21 protein-coding genes are annotated in these 22,451 nt (G+C 42.4%); all 21 read right to left on the minus strand.

The genetic code is table 11. The annotated features are described in order from the left end of the window. Positions 1-13 precede the first annotated feature (13 nt). On the minus strand, positions 14-499 hold the full coding sequence (locus DWZ33_RS17510; RefSeq protein WP_022939087.1) for a deoxycytidylate deaminase: 486 nt from the start codon (positions 497-499) through the stop codon (positions 14-16). Next, complete coding sequence (locus DWZ33_RS17515) at positions 486-1,802, minus strand: rhomboid family intramembrane serine protease (protein ID WP_118456265.1); 1,317 nt, start codon at positions 1,800-1,802, stop codon at positions 486-488. Before DWZ33_RS17515 ends, DWZ33_RS17510 begins: the two co-directional genes overlap by 14 nt. After that, positions 1,802-2,719 (minus strand): RluA family pseudouridine synthase, encoded by a 918-nt coding sequence (locus DWZ33_RS17520; RefSeq protein ID WP_118456267.1) that lies wholly within the window; start codon positions 2,717-2,719, stop codon positions 1,802-1,804. The genes DWZ33_RS17515 and DWZ33_RS17520 overlap by 1 nt, the downstream gene beginning before the upstream one ends. Next, on the minus strand, positions 2,716-3,180 hold the full coding sequence (lspA, locus tag DWZ33_RS17525) for a signal peptidase II (RefSeq protein WP_022939084.1): 465 nt from the start codon (positions 3,178-3,180) through the stop codon (positions 2,716-2,718). Before lspA ends, DWZ33_RS17520 begins: the two co-directional genes overlap by 4 nt. A gap of 306 nt (positions 3,181-3,486) precedes the next feature. Next, the gene (locus DWZ33_RS17530) at positions 3,487-4,959 is read right to left on the minus strand and encodes an IS200/IS605 family accessory protein TnpB-related protein (RefSeq protein WP_118456269.1); all 1,473 of its coding nucleotides are present in this window, start codon (positions 4,957-4,959) and stop codon (positions 3,487-3,489) included. Between the two features lie 481 nt (positions 4,960-5,440). Beyond that, positions 5,441-5,932, minus strand: a complete 492-nt coding sequence (locus DWZ33_RS17535; protein ID WP_118456271.1) for a dUTP diphosphatase — start codon at positions 5,930-5,932, stop codon at positions 5,441-5,443. Then, a complete protein-coding gene (locus DWZ33_RS17540) occupies positions 5,916-6,185 on the minus strand; it encodes a TIGR03905 family TSCPD domain-containing protein (RefSeq protein WP_022939081.1) in 270 nt (89 codons plus the stop codon). The genes DWZ33_RS17535 and DWZ33_RS17540 overlap by 17 nt, the downstream gene beginning before the upstream one ends. An 8-nt stretch (positions 6,186-6,193) precedes the next feature. Beyond that, on the minus strand, positions 6,194-6,691 hold the full coding sequence (locus DWZ33_RS17545) for a Gx transporter family protein (RefSeq protein ID WP_118456273.1): 498 nt from the start codon (positions 6,689-6,691) through the stop codon (positions 6,194-6,196). Positions 6,692-6,784: 93 nt separating this feature from the next. After that, the gene (locus tag DWZ33_RS17550) at positions 6,785-7,201 is read right to left on the minus strand and encodes a hypothetical protein (protein WP_022939079.1); all 417 of its coding nucleotides are present in this window, start codon (positions 7,199-7,201) and stop codon (positions 6,785-6,787) included. A gap of 84 nt (positions 7,202-7,285) precedes the next feature. Then, a complete protein-coding gene (locus DWZ33_RS17555; RefSeq protein WP_118456275.1) occupies positions 7,286-7,786 on the minus strand; it encodes a nitroreductase family protein in 501 nt (166 codons plus the stop codon). Next, the gene (gene glpK / locus DWZ33_RS17560) at positions 7,786-9,270 is read right to left on the minus strand and encodes a glycerol kinase GlpK (protein WP_118456277.1); all 1,485 of its coding nucleotides are present in this window, start codon (positions 9,268-9,270) and stop codon (positions 7,786-7,788) included. The genes DWZ33_RS17555 and glpK overlap by 1 nt, the downstream gene beginning before the upstream one ends. An 81-nt stretch (positions 9,271-9,351) precedes the next feature. Next, a complete protein-coding gene (locus DWZ33_RS17565; protein ID WP_022939076.1) occupies positions 9,352-10,905 on the minus strand; it encodes a flotillin family protein in 1,554 nt (517 codons plus the stop codon). 108 nt (positions 10,906-11,013) lie between these two features. Beyond that, positions 11,014-11,379 carry a DUF4186 domain-containing protein gene (locus tag DWZ33_RS17570; protein ID WP_220452469.1) on the minus strand — a complete coding sequence of 122 codons (366 nt, stop codon included), beginning with the start codon at positions 11,377-11,379 and terminating at the stop codon, positions 11,014-11,016. 50 nt (positions 11,380-11,429) lie between these two features. Next, positions 11,430-12,065, minus strand: coding sequence for an orotate phosphoribosyltransferase (gene pyrE, locus DWZ33_RS17575; RefSeq protein WP_118456279.1), 636 nt, complete (start codon positions 12,063-12,065; stop codon positions 11,430-11,432). A 1-nt stretch (position 12,066) separates the two neighbouring features. Then, positions 12,067-12,768 carry an orotidine-5'-phosphate decarboxylase gene (gene pyrF, locus DWZ33_RS17580; protein ID WP_118456280.1) on the minus strand — a complete coding sequence of 234 codons (702 nt, stop codon included), beginning with the start codon at positions 12,766-12,768 and terminating at the stop codon, positions 12,067-12,069. After that, positions 12,765-13,676: a dihydroorotate dehydrogenase gene (locus DWZ33_RS17585; RefSeq protein ID WP_118456282.1), complete on the minus strand. Its 912-nt coding sequence runs from the start codon at positions 13,674-13,676 to the stop codon at positions 12,765-12,767. The genes pyrF and DWZ33_RS17585 overlap by 4 nt, the downstream gene beginning before the upstream one ends. Beyond that, complete coding sequence (locus tag DWZ33_RS17590) at positions 13,676-14,419, minus strand: dihydroorotate dehydrogenase electron transfer subunit (protein WP_118456284.1); 744 nt, start codon at positions 14,417-14,419, stop codon at positions 13,676-13,678. The genes DWZ33_RS17585 and DWZ33_RS17590 overlap by 1 nt, the downstream gene beginning before the upstream one ends. A 1-nt stretch (position 14,420) precedes the next feature. Further along, positions 14,421-17,621: a carbamoyl-phosphate synthase large subunit gene (gene carB, locus DWZ33_RS17595; protein ID WP_118456286.1), complete on the minus strand. Its 3,201-nt coding sequence runs from the start codon at positions 17,619-17,621 to the stop codon at positions 14,421-14,423. Next, the gene (locus DWZ33_RS17600; protein WP_118456288.1) at positions 17,614-18,681 is read right to left on the minus strand and encodes a carbamoyl phosphate synthase small subunit; all 1,068 of its coding nucleotides are present in this window, start codon (positions 18,679-18,681) and stop codon (positions 17,614-17,616) included. Before DWZ33_RS17600 ends, carB begins: the two co-directional genes overlap by 8 nt. Further along, positions 18,678-19,577, minus strand: a complete 900-nt coding sequence (locus tag DWZ33_RS17605; RefSeq protein ID WP_118456290.1) for an aspartate carbamoyltransferase catalytic subunit — start codon at positions 19,575-19,577, stop codon at positions 18,678-18,680. The genes DWZ33_RS17600 and DWZ33_RS17605 overlap by 4 nt, the downstream gene beginning before the upstream one ends. A 309-nt stretch (positions 19,578-19,886) precedes the next feature. Further along, positions 19,887-22,451, minus strand: a 2,565-nt coding sequence (locus DWZ33_RS17610) for a leucine-rich repeat domain-containing protein (protein WP_147352905.1), incomplete at its 5' end; no start/stop codon positions are given.

Genomic DNA, 22,451 nt, shown 5'->3' on the forward strand with positions numbered 1-22,451 from the left:
CAACCTGCTTTTTTTAGTCATGATGAATGATTTCGACATTCAGCCGCACATCGTGATCGAGCTGTTTCAATTCGACACCCGCCGATAAAAACATCCGCTTACTGGCTTTAACCGCATCGGTATCCGCGTATTTATCACACTCGTACACGACCCGTTTGATGCCGCTTTGAATAATTGCTTTCGCACATTCATTGCATGGAAAGAGTGAGACATAGATTGTACAGCCGCGGCACAGCTGATTGCTGTTAAGAATCGCATTCAGCTCTGCGTGAACAACATAAGGATACTTTGTATCACCAAAATCACCCTCGCGCTCCCATGGATAAACATCATCATCACAGCCGCTTGGAAAGCCATTGTAGCCAATGCCAACGACCCGATGCTCTTCAGAAACAATCGCAGCACCTACCTGTGTGGAAGGGTCCTTTGACCGTTTAGCGGAGAGATGAGCCAATCCCATAAAATAGTCATCCCAAGATAAAACATCAGTTCTTTTCATGTTTAGCCTCCTGAAGCTGCTTCAGCGCAGCATTTAAGCTCGGTTCATAAGCTGATTCATTCTGACTTTCAGCCGTTTTGATGAAATTATGTTTCATCAACTCAGCATAACCATTAAGATTCAGTTTCTGGGCCGTAGTAATCAAAATCGCGTCCGTCATCGGATAGAACGGATCAATCCGCTGAACTCTCGGCACTAACAGACAGAGGCCAACTATCAGCAGGATAAAAGCATTTCGCGTATGCATACGCAAGGTTTTCCAGCGCTTAACATCAATCATGATAAAGGCCAGAATACCGCCGACGATAAAGCCGCCAAGATGTGCCATTAAGGAAATATTCGGCAGCAATGAAATAAATACATTCATCATGATCGTTGAGGTCAAATTCACCCGCACCATCCGATTCTTGATTGAACCATCGGCGCAAAGCGATACGATGTATGCACCCAAAAGACCAAACAAACCGCCGCTGATACCCAGCCCGGCAATATTGGCATCACCGATAAAGACAAACAGATTGCCGGCCACGATGGATGCAAGCAGAATCAACAGGAACTGTTTCTTGGTATAACGTTTTTCACAATAAAACCCAAGATTAAACAAAGCCATCATATTCATTAATAAATGGAAAATATCCGCATGGACAAAGCCGGCGCTCAGCAGCCGCCAATATTCAAAATTGGAGACAACAGACATCTTATAATAAGCACCAAGGAAAATCGCAGCACTAGTCAGTTCGCCATTCATCAAGGATAACAAATTTACTAAAATGAATACGGCGACACAGATAGCAATAAGTACCATTGTCAGCTTCGGCAAGTCCTTTACCGGAATCTTACGCCGCTGACGGGCTTCATTCATCGCTTTCTTCTCAAGCCTTTTCGTACATTTTAAGAATTCTTCCTGATTATTTTCTACCTTATGACATACCGATTCAATACCCGGAAAGGCCTTTATCAGTATTTCATCCATTATTTGATCAGGCAATACGACATATTGCTTGGCATATTCATTTTCAGCAGCCGCAGATAATTCGTTGGTATTTAAAATTAAAAGCGGCCCTTGCGCACCAACTGCACTTAAAATAACCTGATGAACACTTTTTAGATAGGTATCCTGAGAATACAGCTCCGTGCTCACATCACCGCATAGACGAATTACCGGATATTCCTTATTCAGCGGATTAGCAAGCCAGAAATCATTGGACTGATTTTGTCTGAGAGTGACAATTTGATAATTATAGTGAGTGACTAAAAAAGTCAGCAGTTGCATGCAAGTAACGTCACTGTCACGATATTGCATTACATCTCCTCCTTTCGAATCGTATCTAAAATATTCTGAAAATCCGGCGGCAGCGGCGCATGAACCGTCACGCTCTCACCGGTTGACGGGTGAACAAACATTAGCGTATGGGCATGAAGCAGCTGACCGCCGCAATCCATCGTCTTACGATATGAATACTTCTGATCACCCACCACCGGATGCTTGATATATTGCATATGAACACGAATCTGATGAGTGCGTCCCGTTTCCAAGCGGCATTCCACCAGCGTATAGTTTTTAAACCGTTCAACAACCTTAAAGTGCGTCACAGCATGTTTTGAATTGACCGCGGTAACCGCCATCTTCTGACGATCCTTAACATCACGGCCGATCGGCGCGTCAATCGTTCCGTAATCATGCTCCATTACGCCATGCACCAACGCATAATAAAGACGATTCACCGTTTTATCTTTCAGCTGATCAGCAAGTGAAAGATGGGCTTTATCATTTTTTGCGACAATTAAAAGGCCCGTTGTATCCTTATCGATGCGGTGCACAATTCCCGGCCGCAAAACACCGTTGATTCCAGAAAGATCGGTGCAATGATAAAGCAGGCCGTTGACCAAAGTGCCATGCTGATTGCCAGCCGATGGATGAACCACCATCCCCCGCGGCTTATTGATCACAATAACATCGCTGTCTTCATAAACAATATCCAGATTCAGATTTTCCGCCGGGGCGTCTAATTCCGCATCATCAATAAAATCCAGCTCAATAAAATCATCGAGCTTTACCTTATAGTTATTTTTAACCGGTTTGCCATTGACCAGCAAAGATCCCTCATCAATCAATGTCTGAAGACGGCTGCGCGTCAGTTCCGCCTCATATTTCGCGGCAACCTTATCAATACGCTCATTCACATCTTCCGCGATCACACGCCATTCGCTATGTTTCATTTTTTTAATCCTCTACTTTCCAGAAAAACATCAAACAAAATCAATAAAACACCGATACATAAAACCGAATCGGCAACATTAAACACTGGGAAATCATAACCAAAGATCACAAAATCCAAGAAATCAATTACATACTGATAAGCCAAGCGGTCTATAAAATTGCCGATTGTACCTGCCATCATCATTACTAACCCCAGCTTTGTCAGCTTCTCGGCATTGCTGGTTTTGAAATAAAAATAGCCAAGCACCAACAGCGCTGCAATCGAAATCAGATAAAAGAACATCATTTTGCCTTCCAGCATACTCCAGGCAGCACCCGTATTATGGACATAAGTTAATTCAAAAAACTTACCCAGCACCGGGATGCTTTGACCATATTCCATCGTATTTGCCACAATCAGCTTGGTAATCTGATCAAGCGCGATCAGAGCCAATGCTAAAATTCCGTGTTTCTTATTCATTCAAGTCACTCCATTTCAAAACTTCTAGTTCTTATTTTAAACCATGCCTATCATTATAACAAGAAAATTATTTCCTTCATCAATAAATTCAGGAAATCATGCCATCAAAGATGACACCTAGCTGCCTTTCTCGCGGCGCTGTTCCTTCCTGTATTTCAATGTCTCTCTCTTTCTACCTAACGGTATTGGAGTCGCACTCGAGCAAATCCATACAGGAGCTCTTTTGATCAGTTCAATGATTTCCATCAAGTAAACAGCCTTTTCATCTAGTTTGGGTCTATTTCCCTTGATTCATTGAATTTTATGTTATCTGAATAATGCTAATATGGCGGTTAGCTGACATTCTTTAATACTCGCTTTTCCTATCTTCTTACCAATCGCTGCCCATTGCTCTGCTCGTGTTTGCTTTTCTTTTACGAACACTCGATATTCTCGTAATATCTTCTCTTTATATCCGATCCCTTTTCTTGCGATTACATAACTCGCTGCCTGATGCACACTCATTCCTTTATCCCGTACATACTTCAATTTACCTATCAGTGACGTATACGCTGGATCGACTTTGATCACTTCAACACCTTCATAAGCTGCTTTTCGTTCGATGGCTTCTATGATTTGTGCATAAGCAAACTCACTCAGCATTCGATTCAGTCCTTTTGGCTGATAACGCTGTTTGTTCTTTTTATCACTAAAGTCCAAGGCTTCCATCACTAATGGTTTATGAGTATGTACACATTCATGAATGATCTTACTTGCTGTTTCCGCAATCTCATGCTTTCGCTGATTCCTTGTCTTTTCCTTTAGCTTCATCGGCAGGATCTGCTGTCTGCACAGATTGCCTTGCCGATCGATGTGGGCAACCGCGATATGATTCACATTGATATCGATACCGATACTGCCTTCTTCCTTTTTAGTCACGATCATATTGGGTTCCACCTCAATGATCGCTTTGATGATGAAATACTCACCATGGTCATAGAGTTCATAAGCTACGGCTTTACCAGTGGTATTATGAGGTAATCTGACTGCTCTTTCTAATTTCTCTGCATGATGATAAAACTGGATCGGTAAATGAACTTCTTTCTCTGTGCCTCGATAAACCATGATCCCGGATTCAAGATGATATTTAAAGAGGTTATTACTGTATTTTCCTTGTCGTCTTCCCGTTATCAGCATCCGCTTTCTTCTTTCATACCGATAGGCTTCAGGATTGTTATGCAGATTCTTCCTAGAACCAAAGCAAGCGGCTCTCACGCCTATGTTCAAATGATTCAGCTTATCCGTTTCCCGGTTTAATTTAAAGGTCAGCAACCCGATTCTATGCTTCAGCTGTTTGATATTCGGATTAACGATCTGTACCTCATACAAATAGTCTGCTTCACTAGTTTCATGTTCCTTGCTTTTTTGAATCAATTGTTCTTTATGCTTCTGCCAGTTCTGTAAAGACTTGTTTTCCTTACGGATCTTCTCATTGATTCTTTCGATCCGTTTTGTACATGCTTTCTTCAATCGCTGATTAGTTTCAATATTACTTTTAAGCAAGGCTCTGGCTTCATGTATTGCAGATAAAGGAAAATAATCGTTCGTACCATATCTTGTTTTTAACTGTTTTTGTAAAGAGACTGCATCCTTGACACCATGAAAACAAGTTAAATAGAGTTTCTTATAAGCTGTATGCAGCATAGAGTTATACAGGATCAAATCCTTCTTAATACAATTCGCATCTTCTTCCGATAACTCTTTATAATAGAAGCGATTTGAATACGATAAACACTTCATAGATGTCCCCCCCTTGAACAAAAAAGCATCCACTGAGATTCGATTGATACAAAGGAAACTAGGTGATGCTTAGGTTGAATTTAATGATTAAATATATGTTTTTTGTTACTCATAGTATATCATATTTACACGATGATTTCATCTGTTTTTATTATTTTTTAGATTAATCTTCATAATGAGATATTGACACTTTGATACTTGAAAATGCAATTTTCTATAATACAAAAAAAACGCCCGAATGGCGTATTTTTGATGATTTTACATAATTTCATGTTCATCAGGAAAGTTTTGCTACAAGGAGGTATGAACAAAGGCAATTGAAATTATGTAAAACTTAGTTAATTTCTTTAACTGGTTCTAGTATAACAGAGAAAGAAAATCTTTGCAACAACATTTTACATTTTATTTCAATTATTTTTATGTAAATTTTCATTGTGATGTAAACACAGCAGAAGCAAAAAAAAGACGCGTTTTGCGTCGATTAGTAATTGGTATCCTGACGATGGTGATTCTCTTGGTTTTTCAGCAAGTAATGCTCGCGGATGTCCTCAGCGGTATAGCCCAGGCGCTGAGCGATTCCCAGATAATAACCAAAGCATTGATGATAGTGCGCTAAATCAAAATGCTGATGAAAGTCTAAGCAAAGCTCATACATTTTTAGATAAGCATTTGTCAAATCCTCACTCGCTTCAATACTGGCAATATAATCCGAAGGATCTTTTAAATCAATGCCCAATGAGAGCAGGAAGTGAATCCCGTCAGCGTATTCCTCAAGAATTACGGGTGCCGGACTTGGCCCCTTAACGCTCCAAAATTTAAAGCAGCGGGTTTCATTCACACACTCGCCAAGCTCAACAAGCAAAGCTAAACGGCGGCGTATCGATGTCCCCTCACGAGTCAATGAAAATTTTTGATAGATTTCTTCGTCCAAGCCATTCTGCAGCTGATACAGATCATTAACCTTTAACTGCATGCTGCTGCTCCTTATATAATTTCAATGCGCAGGCAATTTGATCCGGACATGAAGTCTTTTTAAAACCGCACTGAATGCCTTCAAAGGCCTCGATTACTTCATCAATTGTCTTGTTGCGTATTATACTTGCAATCCCTTTAAGATTACCGTCACAGCCATTCATGACCTGTAAAGATTTTATAATGTCACCTTCAATTTCAAAGTCCATTCGGGTGGAACACACACCCTTTGTACGATATGAATATTTCTCCATAATTCCTCCTATTTTAATCGTTTCACAACCATCTGTGAAATAATACCCGTCACAATTCCGGTCGGCACACTCAGCAGCAGCAAAACCGGCAGATAGAATATCATCCGAATTTGGTTATACAAATAAACTGCCATTAAAATCTGACCGATGCAGTGAAAAGCACTGGCGCCGATACTGACGCCGATCGGACTGAGCTTGACCTTATTATGCAGCAGAATCGCCATCGCTGTCGACAGTACCACGCCGCTTAATGAAAGCCAGAATACATGGCCGAGAATCGTACCCGTCAGTAAGCTGGAAATCATGACACGCATAAAATTAACAGTAATCATCGTTTTGCTGTCAAACTTGAATAAGGCGATCAGGCCGACGATATTCGCAAGACCTAATTTAAAACCCGGTACGACAAATTCTGCCGGATTCCAAACCATGCCCTCAACGGTATGAAAAACAACGGATAAGGCAATCATCATTGCAACCATTGTCAATTTTTTAGTATTTCTCATGAACAACACTCCCGTTAATTAATTATACATGAGTTCAATTTAATTGCAATGAAAAAAGCAAGGCCGCTTCGCTTAAAGTGACCTTGCTTAACATTATTTCGCAGCTTTTACAGCTTGATTAGCAGCTTCTACGATATCCTTGATACCGATCGTGCAGCCAGATAATACATCTTCAGAAACAGCTTTACCATTTTCATCCATTTCAATTTCAGTTGTATTATTTTCAACCATATAATTTTCTAAGAATTCAGCTTGTTCAAACCATTCCTTACCAATTGATGAAGCTTGCTTCATGTTATAAGCTTCCTTCAATTCCTTTTTGCTGTCAGAACCTTTATTCGCTTGGTCAATTGAAACCGCAGTCAACTTATCGCCCTCTAAAGTAACAGTAACTGTTGTCTTATCAGAATCTGTTTCAACTTCGCCTGTACCAGTTTTAGAAACCGGAGCAGTATTGCTGCTGCATCCAACTAATGCCAGCACCATTAATAATACGCTTAACTTTTTCATAAATAATACCTCCCGTAGGCTTTCAATATAGCACTCGGTATTATTCTGTGTCAATTGTATCGTTGCTATACACCTGAGCGATTTTTATTCACAATAAGTAATTCTTTCAGGCTTAAAAGTATCCTTCATTCCCTTTTGTTCCGCGGCATACCCCACCGCCACAACCGCTACCGGCAGCCATGCCTCAGGCAGATCAAACGCAGAGCGGAACGCGCTCATGCGGCTCTCATCGGGAGCAATCGCGCACCAGCATGTACCAAGGTCAAGATCAACGGCACTCAGCAGTATATTCATGATGGCTGCCGAACAGTCACAATATATAAATGCATCTTTTTTAGTTATCGCTCTATCTCCGGATACGATGATTGCGCAGGGAGCTGTTTTCATCATATTCGTATAAGGATGATAAGTCGGTATCTGCGTTAATTTTTCTCGGTTTGTTACCACTGTAAAATGCCAGGGCATCAAATTCATCGCACTTGGTGCCAGCATTGCGGCCTGCAGCAGTTCGTTGATTTTTTCCGGCTCTACCCGTTTGTTTTGATAACTGCGGATACTTCTTCTTTTTTTAATCGCTTCAATCATCAGAATTTCATGGCTGCTTCAATGGCACGATGCCAGCCTTCAAGCAGTTTACTCCTTTCTTCCTCATTAATTGCCGGCGTAAACTGACTGCCGCTCTTAAAATTATCGATAATCTCTTGTTTATCCTTCCAGAAGCCTACCGCCAGACCTGCCAGACAAGCAGCTCCTAAGGCGGTTGTCTCACTGATTAATGAACGCTGGACATCACAATTGGAAATATCGCTTTGAAACTGCATCAAGAAATCATTCTTACTGGCACCGCCGTCAACCTTTAAAGCTGTCAGCTTCATGCCGGCATCCTTCTGCATCGCCTGCAGGACATCTTCAGTCTGATAGGCCAATGATTCCAAGGTAGCGCGGATGAGATGATCCTGACTTGTACCGCGGGTCAAGCCAAATATCGCACCCCGGCATGACGGCAGCCAATAAGGCGCCCCAAGGCCGGTAAAGGCAGGCACCACATATACACCATCGCTGCTTTTAACCGCCAGCGAACGGCGGTATGTCTCTGAAGAATCTTGAATGATTTTTAAGCCATCACGCAGCCACTGGATAGCTGCCCCGGCCACAAACACACTGCCCTCCAACACATAGTTTACCTCGCTGCCGATTTTCCAGCCCGCGCAGGAAAGCAGGCCGTGCTTTGAATGAATAATCTGACTGCCTGTATTCATCAGCAGAAAACAGCCGGTACCATAAGTATTTTTAACACTGCCCGGCGCATAGCATGTCTGACCAAACAACGCTGCCTGCTGATCGCCGACCGCCGCTGCAATAGGAATCTGCACGCCAAACAAAGAAGCGTCACTCAAGCCATAGACGCAGGAGGTATCCTTGATTTCAGGCAATAAACAGCGCGGAATATTCCATAGCTTAAGCAGTTCTTCATCATAATCAAGCGTATGCAGATTCATTAATAAGGTTCTTGACGCGTTGCTGACATCCGTTACATGCACCTTGCCGCCCGTCAGCTTCCAAATCAGAAATGAATCCACCGTCCCAAAGCACAGCTCACCGCGCTCGGCTCTCGCCTGCGCCCCTTCCACATGATCCAAAATATAACGGATCTTGCTGGCGCTGAAATACGGATCTAAAACCAAGCCGGTTTTTTCAAAAAATAATGGCTCGTATCCCTTTTGCTTCATTTCCTGACAGTAGCAATCACTTTGCCGGCTCTGCCAGACAATTGCCATATAAATCGGCTGACCCGTTAATTTATCCCAAATGATCGTCGTTTCACGCTGATTGGTGATACCGATGGCCGCAACATCCTCCATTTTTAAATTAGCCGCTGCCACAGCTTCGCTGATGACCCCTACCGTTGAAGACCAAATCGTATTCGCATTCTGTTCGACCCAAGACGGATGCGGATAAAAATTCTCACATTCCCGCTGGGCCGTTGCCTGCAGATTGCCATGCTTATCAAATAAAATCGCGCGGGTACTCGTTGTCCCCTGATCAATCGCTAAGATATATTTTTCCATGTTTACACCCTCTTGAATCAATTATAGCATAAAATCTTCTGTAACCGTTTACTGCATCCAAGAAAAAAATCCTGGGAATGATTACTCCCAGGATAATTTTTCTTCTTTTTTAACTTCCGGTTTAGCTTCTGCCTTCACTTCCGGCTCAGCGACAGCCTCTGTTTTTTCAGTTTCTTTTGGCGTCACTGCCGCTTTTACGGCCTCAACACTTTCCGGTGACAGCTTGATGCTGCGGTTTACCTTCGCATCATAGGTCTGTCCTTTTAATACATCAGTAATATCAAAACCAGTCATTTCCTTTACCGATTCAATCGTCTGTGTCAAAACCTTAGTCACATTACTGGCTATGCCGGTCGTACCTTCACCGCTGCCGCCGTCCATTACAATAACCTTATCGATATTCGCCAACGGTTCAGCAATCGCAGCTGCCATCTGCGGCAATTGTTCAACAACCTTGCTGAGCATCGCAGCATTGTTAAACTGCTGATAAGCTTCGGCTTGTTTCTGCAGACTTTCCGCCTCCGCAATACCTTTTAAACGAATGGCTTCCGCTTCCGCGGCACCTGTCTGGCGGATAACCTCTGCCTCGGCAGCACCTTCCTTGCGTCTAGCTTCCGCCAGTGCTTCAGCCTTGGCGATTTCTTCATACTTATTAGCATCAGCCTCAAGCTGGCGCTGTGTCTTAGCCGCTTCCGCCGGCTTCAACACTGTCTCCTGCAATTCAATTTCCTTACGCAGTGCCTTCTGTTTAGCTAATTCAGTCGCCCTTTGCTGTTCCAGAATTTCCGCGTCTTTTTCTTTATCGATAACCATTTTACGGGTTGTTTCCTGCTGGATCTTATATGCTAAATCAGCTTCAGCAGTCTTTGTATCCTGTTCCTGCTTAAAGCTTGCAACCTGTACCGCCTGATTTTTGCGGGCTTCTTCAATCTTAACCTGCGCCTCGATCTTTGCCTGCTCACCAAGCCGTCTTGATTCAGCGGTTTTGATATCCGCTTCCTTCGCAGCCTCGGCTTCCGCAATCGTCGCATCCTTCTTCACTTCCGCGATTTTTTTAGCACCTAATGCCTTTAAGAAGCCGTTCTTATCATCAATATCCTTAATCGTTAAAACAACGATCTGCAGACCCATACGGCCTAATACATCTTCAGCTACATCTTCAACCTTGCTAGAGAACATATCACGATTCTTATAAATTTCTTCTACTGACATGGTAGCGATGATTTCACGCAGGTTACCTTCGATAACATCGGTAACCGTTGTACGGATATTGTCAACCGTTTTACTGATTGAAGCTGAGTCGAATTGTTCAACAGCCTTATAAATATTTTCCGGATTGTTGATAATCTTTACGACAGCCGTACCAGTAGTTGTAATTGGAACACCTTCACAATCCATAACATCCTCAGTTGTAAATGTGATAGGAATGTTTTCCAATGATACAATATCAATTCTTTCAAAAAACGGAATGACTAATCCCGCTTTACCGGTAATGATTCTTTTTGTAAAGCCGGTGATGACCGCCGCTTTGTCCTGCGGTACTTTTCGCCAGCAAAGCGAAATCAGAATCAGCACAACAGCTATAACAAGAAGAATCGGCAATACTGACGCTAATGCTTCAAAAATTCTATTCATTCTCTTTACCCCTCTTTCTAAGTTGATATCATTATACAATATTCTTATTTTGAAAATACTTTCTAAATTGTAATAATGACAAAAAGGTAATGAAATGATGAAAAGCGTTTATTTATCCAGCTGTCGGTTAATCCATATCATGATAACTTCGACGATATATGCCTGCTCTGCCTGACTTAATTCCTTATGCTTCGGGATACCATGCCATTTTTCAAGACAGCCGCGGCAGCACACAGCACACGCATGCTGAGCAATAAATACCGGATGACCCCGCATCGGCGTCTGTTTGCCATCATTGAGAGGTTCAGCGGCAGCTAACCGCTTGGCGACAAAATCCTCGGCATGGCGGCGAATGGCCGGCAAACCTTTTGCTTCAATATAAGCCAATTCTTTTGCCTTTAACTGAAAGCGGCTGCGAAACGCTGATCTCGATAAACGCGCAAATAATTCATCCATAGAACTTGATGCTGACATAAACTCACTTCCTTTTTTAAAAGAAAAACGGCATTGTGCCGCTTTCATTATTATTTAGTCATCCAGCTTTCATCTTTTGGATCTTGTTTCCAAGCTTTCAGCTTTTCAAGATCCTCAGCCTTGATATAGTCAAGCTCTAATGCCGTTTCAATCAATGCGTCATAATTGCTTAATGTCACAAACGGGCAATCGATTGAACCAAAGTTATTAACAGCATCCTGCAGCTGATAAGAGAAGATGGCTGCAACACCTAAGACAACCGCGCCAGCTTCACGCAGCGCTTCTACCACACCGATGCAGCTGCCGCCGGTTGAAATCAAATCTTCCACAACAACAACTTTCTGACCTGGCAGAACCCGGCCTTCAATCTTGTTTTCCTTACCGTGTGTCTTATTAGAAGAACGGACATAACCCATTGGAATACCCATAACATCAGCTGTCAAAGCCGCCATCGGGATACCTGCGGTTGCCGTTCCCATGATAACCTCAACATCCGGATATGCCTTCTTGATTAAATCAACTAAACCATTTTTAACTAAATCTCTTTTTTCCGGAAAAGAGAGCACTAAACGATTGTCGCAATAAATTGGACTTTTGATGCCGCTTGCCCATGTGAATGGTTCATTCGGTCTTAAAAAGACAGCCTTAACATCCAATAAGCTTTTCGCAATTTCCTTTTCAATCATCTTATTTCCCCTCCATTACCGCTTCAATCTGATGATAAGTAGCCAGCGGATCAGCACTCTTTGTAATTGAACGGCCGACAACGATTAGGTCACAGCCTTCTTCTTTCGCAACTTCTGGGGTTGCGACACGCTTTTGATCATCTTTAGAATCAGTTGCTAAACGAATACCCGGAGTCACAGTCAGGAAATCCTCACCGCATGCTTCATGAATTGCCTTAGCTTCTAATACTGAACATACGACACCGTCAAGACCGCTTTCCTTAGCCAGCTTCGCATACGCGATAACAACTTCTTTTAAATCACGTTCAATCAGCAATTCCTTTTCCATCGCTTCCTGAGAAGTAGAGGTCAGCTGAGTAACCCCGATACAAAGCGGACGTTTGCCATTTACTGCTCCCTCATGCAGTCCTTCGATAGCGGCTTTCATCATCGTGCTGCCGCCGGCACAGTGCAGATTTACAATATCGACATCCAGCTTCGCAAGATTTTTCATTGCCTGTTTTACCGTATTAGGGATATCGTGAAGTTTCAGATCGAGGAAAATCTTATGTCCCATGGCTTTAATTTCACGAACAATTTCAAAACCAAATGAATAAGTCAGCTCCATGCCGATCTTGACATAAATTGGTTCATTGAATTTTAATAAAAATTCATAAACTTCCTTTCTTGTTGAATAGTCTAATGCTACGATTGTTTTACTCATTGTTGATGACTCCTTCCAGTTACTTCCTTTACGGAATTATATCCGTATTTTGCTAAAACACGAGGCAGATCCTCAATAATATTGACACATGTCATCGGATCTTTGAAATTGGCAGCGCCAACTTCTACCGCACTCGCCCCTGCCACTAAGAATTCTACCACATCTTCCGCAGTTTCGATACCTCCAACACCAATAATCGGTATATTTACTGCCTGATATGTCTGATAAATCATGCGCAAAGCGACAGGCTTGATGGCCGGACCGCTTAAACCGCCGGTAAGATTGGCTAAAATCGGCTTGCCGGTGCGTTTGTCAAAGCGCATGCCAAGCAATGTATTAATCATGACGATCCCATCAGCACCCGCTTCCTCAACCGCTTTGGCAATTGAGACGATATCGGTGACATTCGGTGACAGCTTCACATAGACAGGCTTCTTGCTGACTTCCTTCACTTTTCGGGTAAGCAGTGCCGCCGTATCCGGATCGGTGCCGAAAGCAGCCCCGCCGTGTTTGACATTCGGACAGGAAATGTTCAGTTCGATCACATTGACACAATCATGCTGTGAGATCCGTTTTGCCGTCTCTACATAATCTTCAACGCTGCTGCCCGCAACATTGGCCAATACCTCTACATCAAACTGCGCGAGCCATGGCAGCTCTTTCTCAATAATTACGTCAACCCCCGGATTTTGCAGACCGATGGCATTCAGCATACCGGCAGGTGTTTCGGCGATTCTTGGTGTCGGATTGCCAAACCGTCTTGCCAGCGTTGCTGATTTAATAGCAATACCACCCAAACGGCTCAGATCATAAAGCTCATTGAGTTCATGGCCGAAGCCGCAGCAGCCTGAAGCCGGTATGATTGGATTCTTAAGATTTAAACCAGGCAGATTTACGGACAGATCCATTACAGCCCCACCTTTCCTATTTCAAATACCGGACCTTCTTTGCAGATTCGGTAATAAATTGTTTCATCCTTTTTATCTTTGCAGACACAGCCCATGCAGGCGCCGATGCCGCATGCCATTCTCGCTTCAAAAGAAGTATAGCCTTTTGTATAACGGTTTTCAATGGCTTTCAGCATCGGCATCGGTCCGCATGAATATACAAAATCAAGATCGATTTTGGCCGCATCAACCGCATCTAAAACGGTTCCTTTAATGCCCTTGCTGCCATCCATGGTAGCCAGCAGCACCTCACAGCCCAATGCCTTAAATTCTTCCTCATAGAAACAAGCCGCTGATGAATTGAAGCCTAAGGCCACAACCACCCGTTTATTCAAACGCCGATACTGCTTAGCTACCTCATACAGCGGCGGCACACCAACGCCGCCCCCCATAATCAATACCGCAGGTAATTCTTCATGAATCGGATAGCTGCTGCCCAGCGGACCAAAAACATTCAGTTCCATACCGCTTTTCATCGCCGACAGCAATTCAGTTCCTTCGCCTACGACTTTATAAATAATCGTATAACTTGTTTCATCAATGCTGCAGATGGAAATCGGCCGGCGGAGGAAGTGCTCCGCCACCTTGATATTCACAAACTGTCCAGGCTTCATTTCCTGAGTCAGCGCTGATTCAATTACCATTTTATATGTATCTTCACTAATCAATTCATTGCTGATTATCTTCCCGCAATCTTCTCTCATTTTATCCCTCCAGATCATTCATGGATATTGTCGCGAAGCTGCGTGCTTCTATAATACTTGCAATCGCATTCGCTGTATCCAGTGATGTAAAGCATGGAATATTATTTTCCGCAGATACACGGCGGATCAGGAAGCCATCCTGCGCTACTGAGCGCTTGATGCTCATCGTATTAACTACATAGCTGACCTTCCCCTGACGGATTACATTCAGTACGTTATTCTCATCCTCATCGCTGATTTTCGCTACTGTATGCACATAAAGACCATGCTCGCGCAGATAATTTCCGGTACCTTCAGTCGCAAAGATACCAAAGCCAAATTCATTAAAGCGTCTAGCCAGCGCCAGTCCCTCTTCTTTATCTTCATCGGCTACCGTCATCAGCACATTGCCATTCAGTGATACCTTGATGCCAGAGGCAATCAGCGCTTTATAAAGTGCCTTTTCTAATGTGGCGTCACTGCCCAGTGCTTCACCGGTTGATTTCATTTCCGGACCTAAGGTTGTATCAACAGAACGCAGCTTCGCAAAAGAGAATACCGGTGCTTTGACATAAGTCCGTTTGCTTTCTTTGCAGATGCCTTCCGTAAAGCCTAAGTCTTTCAATTTACAGCCCATAACTGCCTGTGTAGCCAGATGCGCCATCGGAATATTAGTAATTTTGCTTAAGAAAGGCACAGAACGGCTTGAACGTGGATTTACTTCCAGCACATAGACTGTTTCATCCTGATCGACGATGAACTGGATATTAAATAAGCCGATAAAGTTAAAGCCATGACCGATGCGAATCGTATAATCAACGATCTGATCTTTAACCTTCTGACTCAGCGTTGGCGCCGGATAAACGGCAATCGAGTCACCGGAGTGAATGCCGGCCCGCTCAATATGCTCCATGATGCCTGGAATCACAACCGTTTCACCATCGCAGATGGCATCGATTTCACATTCCTTACCGATAATATACTTATCAACCAAAATCGGCGCGTCATGACTGATTTCTTTTACCGCCGTTGCCATGTATTCACGCAGATCACTCTCCACATGCACGATTTCCATCGCCCTGCCGCCTAACACATAAGAAGGCCGTACAAGCACCGGATAACCAATGCGCTGAGCAATCTCAACAGCAGCCTCTACTTCTGTGGCTGTTTCACCGCGCGGCTGACGAACTTTCAACTGCTGAAGCATCGCTTCAAATTCATGACGATCCTCAGCCCGGTCAATATCCTCTAAGGATGTACCAAGAATACGGATACCGCGTTCTACCAGTTTATCAGCCAGGTTAATTGCTGTCTGACCGCCAAACTGTACGATAACCCCCAGCGGCAGTTCTAAGTCAAGAACATTCATTACATCCTCAACCGTTAATGGTTCAAAATAAAGCTTGTCAGAAATTGAGAAATCCGTAGATACCGTCTCTGGATTATTATTGATAACAATTGCCTCATAGCCCATCTCTCGTAACGTCTGCACACAATGCACCGTCGCATAATCAAATTCAACACCCTGACCGATGCGGATCGGCCCGGAACCTAATACGACAACCTTTTCACGATCCGAGCGGAACGATTCATTCTCCTGCTCATAAGTCGCGTAGTAATAAGGCGTTGCGGAAACAAATTCTCCGGCGCATGTATCAACCATTTTAAATACCGGAATCAAACCATACTGTTTTCTGAACTCGGCTACCTTCAGCTCCTCGCAGTTCCAAAGCCGGGCAATCGTACTGTCAGCAAAACCGTTTCGCTTCGCAATTCTTAAAACCTCTTGATCCATGACATTTTCTTTTAACGCTGTCTCAATACTTAAGATATGAGCAATCTTATGCAGGAAGAAACGATCGATCTTAGTTAATGCAAACAAGGATTCAATATCTGCTCCCTTGCGCATCGCTTCAGCAATCGCCATCATCCGTTCATCATCATTAATCTTTATCTTTTCAATCAGCTCATCCATCGTACAATTCTTTAATTCCTTGTACTCTAAGTGATCCGTTTTCATTTCAAGTGAGCGCACTGCTTTTAATAAAGCTTCCTCGAAGTTGCGGCCAATTGACATAACCTCACCTGTTGCCTTCATCTGGGTACCTAAATGACGGTCAGCATGCGGGAATTTATCAAAAGGAAAGCGCGGGAATTTGCAGACGATATAGTCAATAGCCGGCTCCGTACATGCGTAGCTGCTCTTAGTAACCGGATTAATAATTTCATCTAATGTCAAGCCTACGGCAATTTTGGCAGCAATTTTGGCAATCGGATAACCAGTCGCTTTGCTGGCCAGCGCGCTTGAACGGGATACGCGTGGATTTACTTCAATAACATAGTAGTTAAAGCTTTCCGGATCTAACGCCAGCTGAACGTTACAGCCGCCGCAGATTTTTAAAGCTCGGATTATTTTTAATGATGCGTTGCGCAGCATTCCTACTTCACGGTCAGTTAATGTCTGGGTCGGTGCCACAACGATTGAATCACCGGTATGAATGCCCACTGGATCAACATTTTCCATGTTGCAGACAACAATTGCATTATCATTGCTGTCACGCATTACTTCATATTCAATTTCTTTATATCCGGCAATACTCTTTTCAATCAGACATTGATGAACCGGTGATAATTTTAAACCATTCGTCGCGATATCTCTAAGCTCAGTCTCATCATCCGCGAAACCGCCGCCGGTGCCGCCTAAGGTAAAGGCTGGCCGAACAACCACCGGATAACCAATCTGATTCGCATAATCAACCGCTTCCTCAACAGTATGTACAATGGTGCTGTCAGGAATCGGTTCACCGATTTCAAGCATCAGGTTACGGAACTTTTCCCGATCCTCGGCCTTTTCGATTGCATCTAATTCAGTGCCTAGGATTTCTACATTATATTGGTCAAGCACACCTGCTTCACTTAATTCCACAACAAGATTCAAACCTGTCTGACCACCTAAACTGCCAAGAATTGCATCCGGACGCTCTTTGCTGATGATACGGCTTGCAAATTCAAGCGTCAATGGTTCAATGTATACTTGATCGGCAATAACGGTATCCGTCATAATCGTAGCCGGGTTGCTGTTGATTAATACTACCTCATACCCTTCCTCACGAAGTGATGTACATGCCTGAGTACCGGCATAATCAAACTCAGCCGCCTGACCGATAACGATCGGCCCGGAACCAATAACCAGAATCTTCTTTATATCTGTACGCTTAGGCATTTTTAATCCCTCTTTCTTTCAATAAGTCTAAGAATTCATCAAATAAATAGCTGCATTCGCTGTTGCCCGGCGCTCCCTCAGGATTGAAGCATACACCAATCTGATGATTTCGCTTAAAGCCTTCAACACTGCCGTCATTCAATGCAGAATAAAGCAATTCACAGTCAGCCGGCATCGCTTTATCAATTTCATAGCCATGATTTTGTGATGTAAATTCAATGCGGTTATTACGATGATTGCGGACTGGAATACTGCTGCCATGATGACCGCTCTTCATCTTGCTGACCTTAATGCCTGCGGCCAATGCCATTACCTCAGCACCTAAACCGATACCCAGCATAGCCGTATTTTCACATGCCCTAATCATTTCAATCGCTTCTGTGCAGTCAGCCGGATCACCGGGACCGCTTGATAGTACAATGCCTTCTGGGCGGAATGCCATAATCTCATCGATGCTTGATGTACATGGCACTACTAACACATCACAGTCACGTTCAGAGAGTTCGCGGATCACCCCGTATTTGCAGCCAAAGTCAACCAATACCAGCTTATGACCGCGGTTAGGGATTGGGAAAGGACGCGGAGTTGTTACCCGTGCGCTCAAGCGTTTCTCCGGCGTACTTTGTTTCAGTTCTGCCTTCATCGCTTCAAGCTGCTTTTCATCATCGCAGAAAGCGGCTTTCATAACCCCCTCATCACGAATCTTTCTGACAATCGCGCGTGTATCCACGCCGGCAATGCCGGGAATCTTTTTCTGTTTCATAAACTCATTCAGGCTCTGATCACAGCGGAAATTACTGCCTTCATCACAGCATTCACTCACTACCAGTCCATAAAGCATCGGAATCATACTTTCAAAATCATCACGGTTGATCCCGACATTACCTATCATCGGAAATGTACAAACGATAATTTGACCGCAATAAGCACTGTCAGTCAGCATTTCCTGATAGCCGGACATCGCGTTAGTGAAAATAAGTTCACCTGTTTTAAATTCATCACTGCCAATTGCTGTTCCCTCAAAGACACAGCCATCTTCCAACACTAAGTAACGTTTCATGCTTTCTCTCCTTCAAACGCAGCTTCAAAAGCTCGTTTTAATACCGCTTTTCTAACTAACACACCATTCTCCATCTGTTTAAAAATCCTTGACTTTTCAGCTTCTACCAAGTCGCTGTCAATTTCAACGCCGCGATTAACAGGCGCCGGATGCATCAAGATCGCGTTTTTTTTCATGCGGCCGTAACGCTCTTTTGTCAGACCGTATTTAGCCAGATATTCTTCTTTGCTTAACTGCATATGTTCAGCGTGGCGCTCATGCTGAATCCGCAGCAGCATTACGACATCGGCCCATTCCACTGCCTCGTCAATCGTTATCGTTGGTTTATCTTCAGGCAGCCAAGCCTCATAGCCGCCAAAGCGCACCTCAGCGCCCAGTCTTGTTAAGGCGTCATAATTGCTGGCAGCTACCCGCGAATGATTGATATCACCGATAATTGCTACTTTTAGACCTTTAAAGGTGCCAAATTCTTCTAACATCGTATACAAATCAAGCAAACACTGAGTTGGATGATTCCCGCAGCCATCACCGGCATTAAGAATAGGGATATTAATGCCTTCCAATTCCTTAAAATATTCATCCTGTGTGTGCCGAATCACCACAGCATCATATCCGATTGCTTCAAAGGTTTTAACTGTATCATATAAGCTCTCACCCTTGGCAACTGACGATGTTGACGCGTTGAAGTCGATTGTTTTGCAGCCTAACTGCAGTTCAGCACTGGCAAATGAATAGTGGGTACGGGTACTTGGTTCAAAAAAAAGATTAGCAACTAACTTAGGTTTAGAAAATTGCCAATCTCGATATTCTTTTGAGAACTTCAAAGCATCCGCCAAAATGGCGATAATTTCTTCTTCAGATAAACTACTCATCGTCAGCAGACTGTTTTTATTCATCGTATTTCCTCCTTACTATAAAGAAAAGGCCCATTGCGTATGCAAAAGGACCTCATTAGGAGTATCTTGCTCTTACCCTTCATAACCTCTCTGGATTATCTTAAAGGACCTTTTCTTTCTAACATAATAACAAATTCATCGATAAAATTCAACAGGTAATCATTAATTTACGAAGTTATAATGATTAAGTGCTTATTGGTTTAATGATATAAGAAAACGTGGTTTATTCAGATTGTATCGCTCTGTCTGACACCACGTGTTCATTAAGTGTTATATGATTTTGATTTATCTGCTTATTGATCAGGTGTATTATTCTACCATTTCTGGCATTGTAACCGCCTGATCTCGCCAATCATTGAATTGGATGATATTTATTGTATAGGTATCGTTTTCAAAAATTGTTTTCTTTAGGATCATTACTTTTACATTCCAACCTGTATGATTCTCGCCATTAGCCCAATTAGGGTATGTGAGTGCACCTTGTATCACATCTTCCTCTTTATCATAGATTATTCTTGATAAATTAGCTCCTTTTGACACATGATCACTGCCATCACATGTACAATGATAATTTATTATAACTGTATCACCCTGTTCTAATGTGCTGAATGTCTCGGATTTTAAATTTAATTGTCCGTCTTCATCCAAGGCTGCTGTTAAATTACTATTAGAAAGTTTTATTTTCATAGAAATGCTCTTGTAACTTTCAGCCAACAATTGATCATTAGCATCTAAAGCTAATACTTTTAAAATTCTGATATTTTCAGATGGTCTGGGTTGGTCAATCAAATCCTCCAATTCAATCGTGACATTATTAGAAAAATCACATTCAGCGATTTGCGCATTGTTTTCATCTATCAACACAACTTTATACGATTCTGCCTCTTCTATTCTGTTAAAAGAAATCTCATAATTTCCATCATCATTAGGCTCAATAGAGATATCTCCTAAATATTTCACACCTTCATCATTAATAACCATTGGGGCTGTAAAACTTCCGCTTGTAAATTTATCGGTAATCATTTTAATATGTCCGTCTTTGTCTGCCTTAAGAACACTGCCATTTAGATTCCAAATAACCCCATTCGCATTGAAACCTTCCTGATTCACTATCTGAACAAGTCCAGCGATTGACTCTAAACCTTGAATATTTGTAGCTTTCAAATAGGTTAAATTTGCAAATCTCGCAGCAGATTCATTCCAAAATACGTTAAAGTCAGTGATTGATGTTGAAGAAATATCCAATGTTGTTAAATTGGATAAACCTGCTATTGCACTTAATGCTGTAATACCCTTGTTATTTGATAAGTTTAACTCATTTAATGATGTTAGATTGGCTAATGCGCCTAAACGATCATCATTTTTTTCTGTTGTTAATCTATTATTTGAAATATCAAGCTTTTCAAGATTTGTCAATCCTACTAATCCGCCTAATTCTGAAATTCCTGTTCCAGATAAATTCAGTTCCTTCAAACCGGTAAACATGGTTAAAGCACCAGTGCTGATGTCATACTGACTAGTATTTTCACCCGATAAATCTAGTTCTGTTATACTCTTATAGTAATTGTTCAACGTATTTAATGTTTCAGTCAAAGAATTATCTGTAACTGCAGCAGCGCTTAATTCACTCTGATAATAGGCAGCTGTAATTACAGTATCCCAATCCATATTTAAATCAGATTCCTGTATATTTTTCAATCTATCCTTTGCTTGTGTTGCTAAATCAACTAAACTGTTATACTTGATTGTAACTGTTTTTTCGATTCCGTTGGTTCCCTTTTTTACTTTGATTGAACGATTTGGTTCTTCAGCTTTCATCCAGAAAACAAATTTACCTTCACCAGCGCCTACTGTTGCTGCTTCCGCAACATCAGCTTCTGTAAATGCATACCAACCATTGCCAGTATCTACGCTGAGTCCAATAATCGATGATTCCCCGGTATCTAAAACAAAACCAATCCATTTACCTTCACCTTGTTCTGTATTTGATGAAGCATAGGATTCAAGCGTATTGTTTGAACGTACTTTATATACATTATCTTCAAATTTAACAGTGATCGCATTCTGATTCTTTACAGCTGCTTCAGGTGCTGATAATCCAGTGATTTTTTCAACAGTCAATTTATTTACAGTCGGTCTTGTCTCACTGCCGCCGCTTGAAGAACCACCAGTTGAGCCACCAGTTGAAGGTTTATTTACCTCTGGTGCTTTCTCAACATCTTTACCTGTTTCTACATCTTTAATCACCGTATCCTTGCCAGCTTCTACACCGTCAACATTCGCTTCTACCTTGTTAATTGTACCTTTACCGTCAATACTTACTGGTGCGTCAGCTGTCAATGTGCCTACCGTACTGCCTTTTGATACTTCAATGGCTGTATCTTTTGCACTTTCGGTTACCACAACATTCTTAACATCGGCATTTACCTTGATTTGTGTATCAGTCTTTACTTTAAGACTTTCTACCGGTGCCTGAATATCAACACTTGCATATGTCCGTGTACTTACTTCCTGTGCTGGTACTTCAATCACGATTTCACCTTTGGTTGTTGACTGTACTTCAATCTTCTCTACTTCACCTTTAAAGCTCTTGTCCGGTGTTACCGCTGCTGTTTCTTCCAATACGATTTTATTAACCTCTGTTTTACCGTTTAATACTACTTCTGTATTTCTTGTCTGTGTACTGATTGCTTCTATCTTTGAATCAGTGATTGTTAACTTACCGGCTGTCTTGTTGTCACCGATAACAACCAATTTACCTTTTACAGTTACACCTTTCAGCTCTAATGCTTTCGCTGTTGTCACATCAACATACAGGTTACCTTCAATGACTTCACCTTCTATTGCTTCTGGATCTGTTAATACTACCGATTT

Origin of the sequence: Dielma fastidiosa (genome assembly GCF_003475485.1) — a bacterium.
In the GTDB taxonomy this organism is placed as follows: domain Bacteria; phylum Bacillota_I; class Bacilli_A; order Erysipelotrichales; family Erysipelotrichaceae; genus Dielma; species Dielma fastidiosa.